The organism is Shewanella sp. NFH-SH190041 (genome assembly GCF_024363255.1).
GTDB lineage: Bacteria > Pseudomonadota > Gammaproteobacteria > Enterobacterales > Shewanellaceae > Shewanella.
The window spans coordinates 146,159-159,577 of record NZ_AP026070.1 but is presented as its reverse complement, the minus strand read 5'-3'; the positions used below and the strand labels follow the sequence as shown (position 1 = coordinate 159,577).

The following is a 13,419-nucleotide window of genomic DNA, read 5'->3' as shown; positions in this document are numbered from 1 at the left end:
AAACTAAAAGTGCTTTATATCCACGGGGAAATACAATTTAAAATGAGAGACAGGGAAATTCAGATATAAATGCGATGGCAAAACAATGAGTCATTATCTAAAAAGGCCACCTACATTTTAGCCCAGTAAGCGGCAAAAAAAGTGGATACCACTTCTAACAACTATGCAAACCAACCCATCGCATAGCTCTACAAAATGGTACAACTAGGTTCAACCAAGCAGAAATAAAACCGGCATCCATGCCGGAGTGAGGTATTGACTTACAGACAGCTACGGTAGATAGCAACAATCTCTTCCAAACTTGCAGTACGAGGGTTAGTCAAAGAACAAGCATCGTTCAGAGCATTTTGTGCCATAAATGCCAGCTTATCTTCTTTCACACCCAAATCAGCCAGACGCTGAGCAGTCCCTACGCGAGCAGACAGATCGGCAATAGCTTGGATACCGGCTTCAACAGCTTGCTGCTGAGACAGCCCGGCAACATCAACGCCCATCGCTTTTGCGATATCAACAAAACGCTCAGGTTTTGCAGCTGCATTGAAGCGAGCAACTTCTGGCAGCAGGATGGCATTACACAGACCATGTACCATGTCATATACACCGCCCAGCTGATGAGCCATAGAGTGTACATAACCCAAAGAAGCGTTAGAAAATGCCATACCAGCCAAGTATTCACCATACTGCATAGCATCACGGGCTTCACGGTCCTGACCATTGTTTACCGCAGTTTCCAGATTAGCCGCAATCAGCTCGATAGCTTTGATAGCTGAAGCATCAGTAATCGGCGTTGCCGCAGTAGAAACATAAGCTTCAACCGCGTGAGTCAGAGCATCCATACCAGTTGCCGCTGTCAGGAACTTAGGCATAGCAATCATCAGCTCAGAATCATTTACTGCAATGATTGGAGTAAAGTGCTTGTCTACAACTGGGTATTTGGTTTCATCTTTTTCATTGGTCACAATGGCAAAGACGGTCATTTCAGATGCAGTACCGGCAGTCGTGTTAACAGTAACCAGTGGCAGCTGAGGTTTTTTGGACAGGTGAACACCTTTAGAATAGTCACGGATATGACCACCGTTAGCCGCTACCAGAGCAATACCTTTAGCCGCATCATGGGAAGAACCACCACCGAAAGAAACAACAAAGTCACAACCTTGCTCAGCCAGTATCGCCAGACCGTCTTCAATGTTTTTTTCAGTTGGGTTTGGTTTCACACCATCGAAAATTGCAAAGCCAATACCGTGTTGGGTCAGCTGTTCAGTCAGGCGGTTAACCAGACCAATTTCTACCAGCACCTGATCAGTAACGATCAGTGCTTTTTTCAGCTGCTTAGCAGCCAGTTCAGCGCCCAGAGATAAAATGGCATTCTGACCCATCAGGGTCACAGGAGGCATATAAAATACGCTGCTCATTAGTTAATTCTCCAAAAAGATAACAAAGTAGAATCCGGCTAATCGCTTCTCAGCCGGGGAATGAGGCGTATTGTAATTTCAGCGACAAAAGTAACAATCCAGTCAAAATAAAAAGGACTATTACCATACGGCAATAATACTAGAATAAAAACGTGACTGATATCACTTCCAAATTAGCTGAGGAAATGAGATGAAGCCGACTTCCCACCCATCATGCCCCCGGAGAAGTCGGAAAAAATAGCTATAAAATACAGTGTGGTAGCGAAGAAAACGGCCAATAACAACAAAAGCGATTATTCCACCACCACCGCAGTGCCGGAAGCTGAAACCATCAGCATGCCATTATTTTGTCCCATCACTTCATAATCTAAATCCACCCCAACTACAGCATTAGCCCCCAATTCAGCCGCTTTTTGTTGCAGTTCCTGCAGAGCAATCTCTCGCGCACGATTTAACTCTCGCTCATAGGTGCCAGAACGGCCGCCGACTAAATCACGGATCCCTGCAAACATATCCTTAAAAAAATTAGCCCCCAGAATAGCTTCCCCAGCAACAACGCCGCGATATGCCACTATCCGTCGCCCTTCAATGCTTGGTGTCGTTGTCACAATCATCGTTATCTCCTATGTCACTGAAATATCAACTGCACATTTGCAGCACCATGTTTGGTATACCACCGGAACACAGGTCATGAATATGAAAAAATAACCGGTGATCTAATTAAAACTTCCCTGATGTAAACACTGGTCAAATAGGGCTTTTCACTTTAGGATCAAATAAATCCTGACCCAAGGAAAGTGTTGTCGGGCGCAGCTTGTTATCTGCTGGAGTCACCGCTTTGTGTGGCGGCTCACACAGGCCAGATAAGAATTGCCGGATAGTATCTTACCTTTAGCTAGCTTTTGGTGGAGTAACAATCATATGGGCATCAGAGCCATCGTGGTGGATACCGCAGGTACCACAACTGATCTGGACTTTATTCACAATGTGCTGTTTCCCTATTCAGTCAAGGCACTGCCTGAATTCCTCGAGCGCAATCAACACAACGTCCTGGTCGATAACTGTATCAGTGATGTGCGGGATATCGCGCTGGAGCCAGACGCCAGCCTGGCTCGGGTAACTGAAATTCTGCAGCAGTGGGTAATGGAAGACCGTAAAGCAACCCCCCTGAAAACCTTGCAGGGACTCATCTGGAAAGAAGGCTATGCCAAAGGTGAATTTACCGGTCACATTTACCCGGATTTTATCACTGCCATAAAAGCCTATCGCGCACAGAACTTGCGCGTTTATAGCTTCTCATCCGGCTCAGCTGAGGCCCAAGCAATGCTGTTTGGTCACAGTGACGGCGGCGATCTCAATCCACTATTTAATGGCCATTTTGATACCCGAACCGGCAGTAAGGTCGACAAACAAGCCTACCTAAATATCATCAATACCATCAGTTTAACCGGTAAACAGATCCTGTTTGTCTCTGATAATCTTGATGAACTAAAAGCGGCAGCAGCCGCAGGTATGCTGGTGTGTCAGATGGTGCGTGAAGATGGTATCCATACCGGCGATTACCGTACCGTTCGCAATTTTGATGAGCTGACGTTCAACTAAGTTAGCCAATTGATGCTCTCAGTGCTGCACAACTGATGTACAGCACTGACAGTGTTATTCAACCTCATTTTCCATTACCAATAACGCAGCCAGCTGCGCTCGCACCACAGCCGGAATGGCTTCACTGGCAGCAGCATCATAGTTGTAATGCACCATAGTGGTAACCGCTTGAGCTGTCAGCTTATCATCCTGCCAACAACGTTGACGTAAATCGAAACTGGCTTGTCCCAGCCGCACAACTTCTGTCGTAATGGCCACATCCTTGCCATAAAAAGTGGGCGCGCTGAAATTTATCTGATAACCCGCCACAATCAAATTCCAACGTGATAACGCTAAACTCGGATTAAAGATTTCAAATATCGGCGTTCGCCCAGCTTCAAACCAGGCTGGTATCACAGTGTTATTAATATGGCCCAGCGCATCGGTTTCATTAAACCTTGGCTGTAACGTCAGACGAAAAGCTGTCATATAACATCCTTATTATTAAAATGAGTAGCAGGCTCATTATGGCCATCAAAGCCAGCGCCGCACCCGCAGACAATAGCGATCAAACGCAATACCAAAGCGCTGCCGCAAAGCGGCCTCCTCCGCTTTTATCTGAAACACGGTCAAATAGCGAATAAATAACGGCAACAGCAGTAGCGCGACTGGACTGGCCAAAAAACCTATCCAGCCCAATAAAATACCCGCAAAGCCGACATACATGGGATTACGGCTAACACAGTAAATGCCCGTACACACTAAGCTCGATGCCTGCTGCGGCACCCGGGGATCAACCGTGGTGCCTTGTCGCCGGAACGCCAGTATACCGGCAGCGGCAAACACCACGCCAAATATTGACCATAGCGACAGCCATCCCCAGCGTACGCTATCAGATACAGTCAGCGTCGGGGTCAATACTGCCACCAACCAGGCTAACAGCAGAAATAAAATTATCAGCAATAATGGCGGAATTTTTAACGTCATAGCAGCAAGGTTAAGTTCACACAGATGCTCAGCTTAACAGCCCGTCAAGGGCTCGCTCAACCGCTGCAGCAGCATGAATTGCGGTGGTGTCATACAGTGGCACTTGGGTATCAGCCTGCGTGAGTAACAAACCAATTTCTGTGCAGCCCAGTATCACCCCCTGAGCCCCTGCGGCGGCTAATTTCGCGACAATATCAACATAAGCACAGCGAGAAGCGGCTTTAACCTGCCCTAAACACAACTCCTGATAAATAATGTTATGCACCAGCGTCCGACCCGCTTCATCCGGAACCAAGACTTTAATGCCCCGCGCTTGAAGCCGTTCCCGATAAAAAGCCTGCTCCATGGTAAAGCGAGTGCCTAACAGACCGACACAATCAATGCCATCGGCTAGGAGTCGATCCGCGGTCGCATCAGCGATATGCAGAAGAGGAATATTGATGGCTAACTCAATCTCTTCAGCCACTTTATGCATGGTATTAGTGCAAATCAGTAACATGTCAGCCCCACCCGCCTGAACTGACTGCGCGGCTTGGGACAAAATCACCGCCGTAGCCTGCCAGTCGCCAGCATGCTGCAACTGCTCAATCTGGGCAAAATCAACGCTGTTGAGGATAATTTTGCCACTGTGCAGCCCACCGAGTTTTGCCTTAATACCTTCATTAATCAAACGGTAGTAACTGACCGTCGACTCCCAACTCATTCCACCCAATAAACCTATCGTTTTCATAACACTAGCGTCCAAAAATGCAAGGTGATACAGATTAACCTGATGTAGCGCAATCCGTATAGAAGTCAGTTATTGGCAAAGTTCACCATGATGAGCAATCAAAAAGTCAGCAATAAATAATGAGCAACAAAAAAGGACGCCGAAAGGCGTCCTTTTATCACAGCATGCTAACTACCAAGTCTAGTGACCATACATAGCATTAATTTCGCTGGCATACTTATGGTAAATCATCTTACGACGCAGCTTCATCGTCGGAGTAATTAGGCCCGCTTCCATAGAAAAAGCTTCTGGCAGCAGAGTGAATTTTTTGATTTTTTCGAACCCGGCTAATCCATGTTGCATGGTCTTCAGGCGCTGCTCAAAGTGCTCAACCACATGGCTGTGACGTAACAGCTCCAATGGTGACTCATACTTCAGCCCCTTTTCCCGCGCCCAATACTCTAAGGCTTCATAAGCCGGTACAATCAATGCCGTCACATAGTTACGGGCATCAGCAATAATCGCTACCTGCTCGATGAAAGGACAACAACCGACCGTACCTTCCACCCGCTGTGGCGCAATATACTTACCGTTAGATGTTTTCATCAGCTCTTTAATGCGGTCAGTAATAAACAAGTTCCCTTGTGCATCCAATAGCCCAGCATCACCGGTTTTCAGCCAACCATCTTCAAATGCCGCAGCAGTATCTTCTGGACGGTTGTAATAACCACGCATCACAGTATCGCCACGCACCAGAATTTCACTGTCGGTGCCTAATTTCACTTCCACTTCCGGCAGCACTTGACCATTAGAGCCAACCACCCGGTTATCCAGCGTATTACAGGTAACCGTTGCCGTCGTTTCTGTCATGCCATAGCCACACAGTACAGGCACATCAATCGCTTGGAAAAAACCACCGACTTTAGGATCCAACGCCGCGCCGCCGCAAGGCATAAACTTCAAGCGACCACCGAGTACATTGCGCAGCTTGGAAAACACTAATTTATTAGCCAATTGCCATTTAGCCGCCAACAGCCACGACCCACCAGCGCGGCCTTGGGAAGCTTCAAACTGCCGAGCACCGGTTGCAAGTGCCCAATGGAACAGCCTTTGGCGAGTCTGTGGGGCTTTACCCACCTTTTCCATCACCGCACTGTAGACCTTTTCCAGGAAACGAGGCACCACACACAAGGTGTGAGGCTTAACAGCAGCAATGGCTTCTTTGACGCGGTTAGTATCAGACAAATACACATTGTGTCCTCCGCGGCAGAGCACATAGAAACTCCAGCCACGCTCGAACACATGTGACAACGGCAGAAAAGCCAGTGACACATCACCCGGCGTATAAGCCAATTTCTTATCATGCTGACGTACCGTTGAAGCAAAGTTACGGTAATCCAGCATCACCCCTTTAGGATCGCCAGTGGTGCCCGAGGTGTAAATCAGGGTCAACAGATCATCCAGATTAGCGTCCGCCAGACGCTGCTTTAATTCAGCAACGGCAGCGGCCTGAGGCAACGGAGCCTCCAGCAAACTATCCAGATGATATTGCTGCGGCGCATCCGTCAGGGAAACCGCAGCATCAAATACAATAATATGGGTTAAAGATGCACACAGTTGACGCAATTCAAGCGCCATCTGGTACTGGGTCGCATCATTGACGAACAGGACCTTCGCCTGCGCATCATTAATGATGTAGGCCGCCTGCTCTAGCGTGCTGGTTGGGTATACCGGCACGACAATGCCGCGGGCTTTTAATACCGCCACATCAACACAGGTCCACTGCGGGCAATTTTGCGACAGAATCACAGCCCGATCTTGGATGCCAAAATCAAATCCGATTAACACCTGTGCCAATTTGTTACTGATGGTATCAAATGCTTGCCAACTGACTTTATGCCAGGGGGCAGACTGTTCAAATCCTTCTAAAGCCGTTGCTTGCGGGCGGATCTCAGCCTGCTGCTTTAAAAGTTTGATGACGTGATACTGGTTTAGGGACATCAGTTAGTTACCTATTTTAAGCTTACATGTGTTCCGTTTTTTCGAATTCTAACCCAGCCACTTTTTAAAGCTAAGCATTTTTCGATTAATTTTGCTTCGACTCACAGAAAATGGCACTCATCGGATGAGATACAGATCAAGTTATTTGGTAACAAAAAGGGGTATAGAGGCTGCTGAAATGTACACAATACCGCCATGCTGGCTCGCCGCAAACACAACGAGCAATTCAAGAGTATGATTTTTATGAAATAAATAAGAAAATACATCCATCACATGCCAATAACGCCCCAATGACAATCTCTCGGTGTAAGCAAAAACTCCCGGCAGAGCCATCAACAACAACATCGATCAATTATTCCGCTACTTTAACCGCCCCAAATAAGCCGGTTATTGACAAGTCTGTCGTGACAGCCATAGGATCACACAGTTTTAACATGTTGATAGTTAAATATTATCATCCGCTAATTCAATAAAATAACACCAAGGATGCGCGCCGATGTTCCCTCGTAAGCATGGTCACTATCGCAGAGGTGCCACCAGCATAACGGCACTACCATCGCTATTCGTGCTATTGCTGCTGATTATCACGACAGCAATGACAACAAGGGCCTGCGCCGCGACAGCCCACGCCAATACTCCACCCACTACGCATTCTCAATCCCCGGCTGCGACGTCTCTCACCTCCTGTTATCTCCCCGGATTGGCTGAAAAGGTGCGCTGCGGCACAATCATGGTGCCCGAAGACAGTAACAATCCGACAGGCCAACAGATCGCCATACATTACGCCGTACTACCGGCGATCAAAAACAGTCAGCCAGATCGAGCAATGCTGGCTATCAGTGGCGGGCCGGGACAATCGGCCATTGATAATGCCCCGCTGTTCAACCGTTTATTACACGAGGTGCGCCAGTTCCGGGATATTATCTTGATTGATCAGCGCGGCACCGGACGTTCCTCCCTGCTGCAATGCGAGTTACCCGATATCACTACTGCACTGGCGATGAATGATGAACAACAAGATTTAATTCAGCAAACTCAGCAATGCCTGACACAGCAGCAAGCTGATATCCGCCATTATGACAGCCGGTCGGCATTGGAAGATTTTGAAGCGGTGCGCCGTCATGCCGGTTACCGCTATTTAGATCTGTACGGTATCTCTTATGGTACCCGGATGGCACAGCTATATATGCGCCATTATCCCCAAGCATTAACCACAGTTACCCTAGATGGCGTGGTGCCCATGCAGCAAAACTTACTGTATATCGGCCAAGCCATCAGCCGTGCAACGCAACTGATGCTGGATGATTGCCGTCAAAGCCCCAGCTGCCATCAGGCCTACCCCAATCTGGCAGCAGATTTAGCCACGATAGAACAACAACTGGCTACCCAGCCCATCACCACGACAGTCGCAGCACCACTGAGTGGTGAACAGGTACCACTGCAATTGACCCGCAGTAAATTTCTGTCCGCCATCAGAATGGCACTGTACAGCCCCAATACCCGCAGTATGCTGCCATTTGCCATCACCCAGGCAGCCAAACAACACTACCAACCCATCATCGGCCTTTATCATCTGACGCTGGATGCCGCCGGTATCGCTATGGGCATGCACGCCTCCGTTATTTGTGCTGAAGATATCCCCTTTGCCGATGAAGCAGCGCTTAGCGCCGCGCGTCAAAGCTATATTGGCCGCACCATGGTCGATAGTTTGCAAAAAATCTGTACTGTCTGGCAGATGCCTGCCGCTGCGGCGGATTTCCACCAGCCAATTAACAGTACCATTCCCACGCTATTACTGTCCGGGCAACTGGATCCGGCGACACCACCGGCTTGGGGCGAATTAGCCATGCAGCAGCTCCGCAATGCTCGCCATCTTGTCGCGCCCTACGCCGGACACGGGGTTGCCATACAAACCTGCGCTCACCGCCTGATTGCAGACTTTGTCAACGGAAAGGAGCTAAGTGCATTAGACGCGGACTGCCTAAAGCAAGATACCCGGCGTAGTTTTTATCTGAATGCCAATACTATGGAAGCCTGGCAACCCACGGCCACACAGGAGCAGCCTTATGATTAATGTAACGGGTCTGAGTAAATGTATCGGTGGCGTGCAGGCGCTAGATAATCTGAGTTTCAGCGCAATGGATGGCCAAATCACCGGGCTGCTGGGACCCAATGGCGCAGGGAAAACGACCTGTCTGCGCACCCTGTTCGGCCTGCTGTCACCTGATGCCGGCCGAGCAGAAATTGAAGGCATCGATATCGCCCAATCCCCCCTCTTGGCCAAGCAACAGCTAGGACTGTTTCCCGATCCCTTCGGGTTATATGAACGTCTCACGCCACGGGAATATATCCACTACTATGCCTGTCTCAGCGGCATGACCAAGCGCGATGCCCACAGCGCCACGGATTCTGTCATCAACCAACTGGGGCTTGGCGATATTGCTGATCGTCGCTGTAAAGGTTTCTCCCAGGGACAATGTATGAAAACAGCACTGGCGCAAGCCATCGTGCATCAGCCGCGCAATATTATTCTCGATGAGCCAACCCGGGGGCTGGATGTCATGAGCACGCGGGTACTACGCCAGATCCTCCTATCATTGCGGGATAAAGGCCACTGCGTACTGTTTTCCAGCCATGTGATGCAAGAGGTTGCCGCACTGTGCGATCAAGTGGTGGTGATGGCCAAAGGGCGGGTCGTCGCAACCGGCAGCCCGGCGCAACTGTGCGCACAAACCGGCCATGAGTCGCTGGAAGATGCCTTTATTCATTTAATTGGAACAGATGAAGGGATTGCCGCCTGATGGGAATACTGACCACATTGCTACGTAAAGAGCTGCTTGATGCCGTACGCGACAAGCGTTCAGTCATGGCCGGATTATATTATGCGCTGGGTACACCTCTGATTGTTTGTGCGCTGTTTTTTGTTTTGATCGGCCAATTGACCAGCCCGACAGATCTAAATATTACCATTAAAAATCCCCAATATGCGCCAGATCTGATCCGTTATCTCAGTAATCAAGGCATAGTGCACGCCCCGGCTGACAGCAAAGCCCATAAAAATATTACCCTCACCATCAGCGAACAATACCCGCAACAAATGCAACAGGCACAACAGGCCGAAGTGCTGTTACAAGCCGATCGCTCCGATGAAAAATTACAGCAATCTATCCGGCGACTGGAACAGCAACTGTCAGCTTACAGCAGTGAGATTGCCAGCTTGCGCTTAATCGCCCGGGGAATCGATCCCAGGGTCGTCCAACCATTAAAAATTAATATGGAAGATCAGGCCACCGCTGTATCCCGGGGCGGATTTATTCTCGGGCTGGCCATTTTTACCATGATCTATGCGGTATTTATTTCTGGCATGAACCTGGCGATTGATACCAGCGCAGGAGAGCGGGAGCGTCATTCTCTGGCATTGTTGCTAAGCCACCCCATCCTACCGCGCCAACTGGTGCTGGCGAAAATTCTCGCGGTAACCGTATTTGCTATGCTGGGGCTGGCGCTGATTCTGCTGATATCAAAATTTGCTTATACCCTAGTGCCTTGGCAAGAACTGGGCTTCAATATCAGCATCACACCGACGTTTATGCTGCTGATGCTACTGATTGGGTTTCCGGTTGCGCTGATGGCCGCCAGCCTGCAGATTTTTGTCTCCTTTATGGCCAAAACATTCAAAGAAGCACAATCTTATCTAACGTTAGTACTCATTCTGCCAATGGGGATCGCCATGATGGCCAGTTACCAAATCGCACCCGATCTATTGCAATGGTTGCCGGTATCGGGGCAACAGCAAGCACTGATGGCATTTGTAAAAGGTCAGGCTATTCCGCTATTTCCGTTGCTAATCGCTTCTGTCATAACGTTACTTATGGCACTCTTAATGGCGTTAGCATTGGAAAAAATGCTGAAAAGTGAAAAAATCATTTTTGGCCTTTAAGCTAAAAAATATTTTTGTTCATTGAAAATTCAATGAATTTTTAATTTCTCCCCTCGGGTAAAAAACGAAAGCTGGTATATTTGCACACAGATAACCAGCTCTCCGGCTAACGCCGGACAAACCGTCAGCAAGAGTGTTTTATGGCACAGGCAGCACCGCAGCATCTTCCCTCCGGGCATACAACCGGGTTCTCCTTTTTATTTGTTCTGATTTTCGGCCTCTATATGCTGCTGGGCATGCACTATTTTCAACCCAATCTCGGCGGTGCCGGGCTGCAACTGCCCACGAATGCCATCGGCTGGATATTTATCACCCTGATGATCGCCTTGGGGCTGTGGCATATCGCCACAACAAGCACGCTACGTTATAACCGTTTTAACCTGGTTTTATTACTAGGTGGGGCTATGATGACGCTCCCACTCTGCTGGGCCAGCGGCATTACCGCGCCGTTGAGCTATGCGCGACTACTGGGACTTTGGGGCGGGATACTGTTCTTTGTGTCACTGCAACAGATGCGTTTTAATCCACAGCAAAAACGCACGCTGTTATATCTGATCCTTACCGCGGTATTGATTGAATCGTTATTTAGCCTGTATCAGTATTTTCTGCTGCAATCGGGGAATATCTTCGGCTATAACACAGTGATCAACCGCCCCTATGGTATCTTCCAACAGCCTAATGTGGCCGCATCTTTTCTAACCACTGGCGTTGCGCTGTCGTTATATCTACTCAGTACCGAGTCACGTCAAAGTGCAAAGTGGTTATGTTTAGTCACCCTGTTTGTCGCAGTGATCCCCGTAGTGATCCTGCAATCCCGCACCGGTTATCTATCACTGGTGATCGCGCCAATGCTAATGCTACCTTGGGCTTGGCATCGCTGTTATAAAGCTCAGCGTTTACCAGAGCTACTTGCTTGGTTAGCACTATACGCGGTGAGCATGTTACTCGGCAGCCTGACGCTAGAACAGGCTGACAGCGTCGCCCGAGCAGCCGCAGAAATGACCAACCCCGGTGCTCGCGTTCCCATTTATCTTCACAGTCTGGAGATGTTTTTAGAAAAGCCCTGGCTGGGCTGGGGTTATGGCAGTTTTGAAGTCAGCTACCTGCACTCCTATACCAACGCCTTAGCCTATGGCCATGCTCTGCCCGGTTCAGCGCCTAATTTGGATCACCCCCATAATGAGCTGCTGTTTTGGGCGGTTGAAGGTGGGATTATCCCCTTGGCCGGTATTGCCATCATGGCCGCGGGCTTTCTCCATGGGGTGTTTAAACATAATTCCGGTTTTAAATCCATCGCCCTCGTTGGACTGCTATTCCCTATTTTGTTACATACCCAAACTGAATATCCATTTTACCAGTCAGTCATCCACTGGGTAATTTTTATTACTTTGATTTGGCTACAATGCGGTGATATTGAATGCCGCGAGATCTCCGTGCGCGCCAGTTTTTTAGTTAAATTTCTCGCGCTATTAATCCCTCTGCTCACTGCGCTATATATGCTGACTACGCTACACACCACCTATTTGATGGTGAAATATGAGCAATCGAACCCTAAAGATCTACGCCCATTGACCCATGTGATAAACCCGGAAAGTTTTATGGTACGGTTTGATAATGCCGTCAATAGTTTCCGGCTACAGACCGCGCTGATAAAAAATGATCGCAATGAAATGAAGCACTATATTCACTGGGCCCAATATGTCAGTGAAACAACCCCTCGTGCAACTGTGTACTACAACTGGATCCGCGCCCTATGGCAGCTGGGTCAGCAGCAACAAGCCCGCAATTTACTGGCTAAGGCTAAAGTGCTCTATCCGGGGGAGAATATTTTGCAGCAAATGGTACTGACAAATGCAACAAAGGCTAACGCCTCCGATACCTCAGATAATGCCACGCCAGTCAGTCAACCCTCACCATCAATCAAAACACCGGTAAGGCCAGAGCCAAAACAACCCGTGATGTCCAGCCCGATTGATATCAAGACCTATGGTTAGTCCAATCACCAAGGCAAATAAAAACCCCGGTTAATCACCGGGGTTTTTACGATATTAATGTCGGTTCTACCAATTTCATTGAGTAGTTGATCAGACTATTAATGAAGTTAGTCTTACTTCGCTTTAGGACGGAACGGTTTGATCACCGTTTCATCGCATTCTAAATAAGGGCCTTCCATCAGATCGATACAATATGGGATTGCAGGGAATACGGCATCCAAACACTCACGGATAGATTTAGGTTTACCCGGTAAGTTAACAATCAGGGTATCGTCACGCAAACCAGCCGTCTGGCGGGATAAAATCGCGGTTGGCACAAATTTTAGCGATTCAGCGCGCATCAGCTCACCAAAGCCGGGCATCATACGGTCACACACGGCTTCCGTTGCTTCCGGTGTCACATCACGCTTGGCAGGACCAGTACCACCTGTGGTGACAATCAAACAGCAATCTTGCTCATCTGCCATTTTTTTCAGCGTTGCTTCAATCACATCCTGCTCATCGGGAATCACCTCATACACAGGCTCCCATGCGGAAGTCAGGTAATCATTCAGGGTATCGATAATGGCTTTACCCGAAATATCTTCATACACACCGGCACTAGCACGGTCACTGACGGTTACAATCCCAATTCTGGCTTTGGCCATGGTTTTTTCCTTACGATGATTTAGCTTAACAACGGGTGTTGATATGCATTGTACACCATTGAATGACAGGGAAAATCAGATCCTATCAGCACAGATTATCTCGGTAACAATCCTAAAATGGTCAAGTTGATAGACCAAACATCATGCT

Annotated in this window: 13 protein-coding genes; 5 read left to right on the top strand and 8 right to left on the bottom strand. The window is 48.5% G+C overall.

Going from position 1 to position 13,419, the window contains the following annotated elements:
- Positions 1-260: 260 nt before the first annotated feature.
- Together NFHSH190041_RS00740 and NFHSH190041_RS00735 are read right to left on the bottom strand one after the other, a co-directional pair.
- Complete coding sequence (locus NFHSH190041_RS00740) at positions 261-1,412, bottom strand: iron-containing alcohol dehydrogenase (RefSeq protein WP_261923427.1); 1,152 nt, start codon at positions 1,410-1,412, stop codon at positions 261-263.
- A gap of 293 nt (positions 1,413-1,705) precedes the next feature.
- Positions 1,706-2,026 (bottom strand): heavy metal-binding domain-containing protein, encoded by a 321-nt coding sequence (locus NFHSH190041_RS00735; protein ID WP_261923426.1) that lies wholly within the window; start codon positions 2,024-2,026, stop codon positions 1,706-1,708.
- Between the two features lie 307 nt (positions 2,027-2,333).
- Here NFHSH190041_RS00735 and mtnC point away from each other — a divergent pair, with 307 nt between their 5' ends.
- A complete protein-coding gene (gene mtnC, locus NFHSH190041_RS00730; protein WP_261923425.1) occupies positions 2,334-3,014 on the top strand; it encodes an acireductone synthase in 681 nt (226 codons plus the stop codon).
- 54 nt (positions 3,015-3,068) lie between these two features.
- On the opposite strand, the gene NFHSH190041_RS00725 is transcribed toward mtnC, so the two are convergent.
- The 5 genes from NFHSH190041_RS00725 to NFHSH190041_RS00705 all read right to left on the bottom strand — a co-directional run bounded on the left by NFHSH190041_RS00725 (position 3,069) and on the right by NFHSH190041_RS00705 (position 7,035).
- Positions 3,069-3,482, bottom strand: a complete 414-nt coding sequence (locus NFHSH190041_RS00725; RefSeq protein ID WP_261923424.1) for an acyl-CoA thioesterase — start codon at positions 3,480-3,482, stop codon at positions 3,069-3,071.
- Positions 3,483-3,527: 45 nt separating this feature from the next.
- On the bottom strand, positions 3,528-3,980 hold the full coding sequence (locus NFHSH190041_RS00720) for a methyltransferase family protein (protein WP_261923423.1): 453 nt from the start codon (positions 3,978-3,980) through the stop codon (positions 3,528-3,530).
- Between the two features lie 28 nt (positions 3,981-4,008).
- Positions 4,009-4,710 carry an aspartate/glutamate racemase family protein gene (locus tag NFHSH190041_RS00715; protein ID WP_261923422.1) on the bottom strand — a complete coding sequence of 234 codons (702 nt, stop codon included), beginning with the start codon at positions 4,708-4,710 and terminating at the stop codon, positions 4,009-4,011.
- A gap of 180 nt (positions 4,711-4,890) precedes the next feature.
- On the bottom strand, positions 4,891-6,690 hold the full coding sequence (locus tag NFHSH190041_RS00710; protein ID WP_261923421.1) for an AMP-dependent synthetase/ligase: 1,800 nt from the start codon (positions 6,688-6,690) through the stop codon (positions 4,891-4,893).
- Between the two features lie 141 nt (positions 6,691-6,831).
- A complete protein-coding gene (locus tag NFHSH190041_RS00705) occupies positions 6,832-7,035 on the bottom strand; it encodes a hypothetical protein (protein WP_261923420.1) in 204 nt (67 codons plus the stop codon).
- A 151-nt stretch (positions 7,036-7,186) separates the two neighbouring features.
- On the opposite strand from NFHSH190041_RS00705, the gene NFHSH190041_RS00700 reads away from it, so the two are divergent.
- The 4 genes from NFHSH190041_RS00700 to NFHSH190041_RS00685 all read left to right on the top strand — a co-directional run bounded on the left by NFHSH190041_RS00700 (position 7,187) and on the right by NFHSH190041_RS00685 (position 12,624).
- Positions 7,187-8,764: an alpha/beta hydrolase gene (locus NFHSH190041_RS00700; protein WP_261923419.1), complete on the top strand. Its 1,578-nt coding sequence runs from the start codon at positions 7,187-7,189 to the stop codon at positions 8,762-8,764.
- Positions 8,757-9,491 (top strand): ATP-binding cassette domain-containing protein, encoded by a 735-nt coding sequence (locus NFHSH190041_RS00695; RefSeq protein ID WP_261923418.1) that lies wholly within the window; start codon positions 8,757-8,759, stop codon positions 9,489-9,491. The genes NFHSH190041_RS00700 and NFHSH190041_RS00695 overlap by 8 nt, the downstream gene beginning before the upstream one ends.
- Positions 9,491-10,630 (top strand): ABC transporter permease, encoded by a 1,140-nt coding sequence (locus tag NFHSH190041_RS00690; protein ID WP_261923417.1) that lies wholly within the window; start codon positions 9,491-9,493, stop codon positions 10,628-10,630. Before NFHSH190041_RS00695 ends, NFHSH190041_RS00690 begins: the two co-directional genes overlap by 1 nt.
- 140 nt (positions 10,631-10,770) lie before the next feature.
- Positions 10,771-12,624 (top strand): PglL family O-oligosaccharyltransferase, encoded by a 1,854-nt coding sequence (locus NFHSH190041_RS00685; RefSeq protein ID WP_261923416.1) that lies wholly within the window; start codon positions 10,771-10,773, stop codon positions 12,622-12,624.
- A gap of 113 nt (positions 12,625-12,737) precedes the next feature.
- Here NFHSH190041_RS00685 and mog read toward each other — a convergent pair whose 3' ends face one another.
- Positions 12,738-13,271 (bottom strand): molybdopterin adenylyltransferase, encoded by a 534-nt coding sequence (gene mog / locus NFHSH190041_RS00680; protein WP_261923415.1) that lies wholly within the window; start codon positions 13,269-13,271, stop codon positions 12,738-12,740.
- Positions 13,272-13,419: the final 148 nt, after the last annotated feature.

What these genes read in the sequence shown, in the direction of transcription:
- NFHSH190041_RS00740 (WP_261923427.1), bottom strand. Translation starts at nt 1,412, where the DNA reads ATGAGCAGCGTATTTTATATGCCTCCTGTGACCCTGATGGGTCAGAAT.
- NFHSH190041_RS00735 (WP_261923426.1), bottom strand. Translation starts at nt 2,026, where the DNA reads ATGATTGTGACAACGACACCAAGCATTGAAGGGCGACGGATAGTGGCA.
- mtnC (WP_261923425.1), top strand. Translation starts at nt 2,334, where the DNA reads ATGGGCATCAGAGCCATCGTGGTGGATACCGCAGGTACCACAACTGAT.
- NFHSH190041_RS00725 (WP_261923424.1), bottom strand. Translation starts at nt 3,482, where the DNA reads ATGACAGCTTTTCGTCTGACGTTACAGCCAAGGTTTAATGAAACCGAT.
- NFHSH190041_RS00720 (WP_261923423.1), bottom strand. Translation starts at nt 3,980, where the DNA reads ATGACGTTAAAAATTCCGCCATTATTGCTGATAATTTTATTTCTGCTG.
- NFHSH190041_RS00715 (WP_261923422.1), bottom strand. Translation starts at nt 4,710, where the DNA reads ATGAAAACGATAGGTTTATTGGGTGGAATGAGTTGGGAGTCGACGGTC.
- NFHSH190041_RS00710 (WP_261923421.1), bottom strand. Translation starts at nt 6,690, where the DNA reads ATGTCCCTAAACCAGTATCACGTCATCAAACTTTTAAAGCAGCAGGCT.
- NFHSH190041_RS00705 (WP_261923420.1), bottom strand. Translation starts at nt 7,035, where the DNA reads ATGTTGTTGTTGATGGCTCTGCCGGGAGTTTTTGCTTACACCGAGAGA.
- NFHSH190041_RS00700 (WP_261923419.1), top strand. Translation starts at nt 7,187, where the DNA reads ATGTTCCCTCGTAAGCATGGTCACTATCGCAGAGGTGCCACCAGCATA.
- NFHSH190041_RS00695 (WP_261923418.1), top strand. Translation starts at nt 8,757, where the DNA reads ATGATTAATGTAACGGGTCTGAGTAAATGTATCGGTGGCGTGCAGGCG.
- NFHSH190041_RS00690 (WP_261923417.1), top strand. Translation starts at nt 9,491, where the DNA reads ATGGGAATACTGACCACATTGCTACGTAAAGAGCTGCTTGATGCCGTA.
- NFHSH190041_RS00685 (WP_261923416.1), top strand. Translation starts at nt 10,771, where the DNA reads ATGGCACAGGCAGCACCGCAGCATCTTCCCTCCGGGCATACAACCGGG.
- mog (WP_261923415.1), bottom strand. Translation starts at nt 13,271, where the DNA reads ATGGCCAAAGCCAGAATTGGGATTGTAACCGTCAGTGACCGTGCTAGT.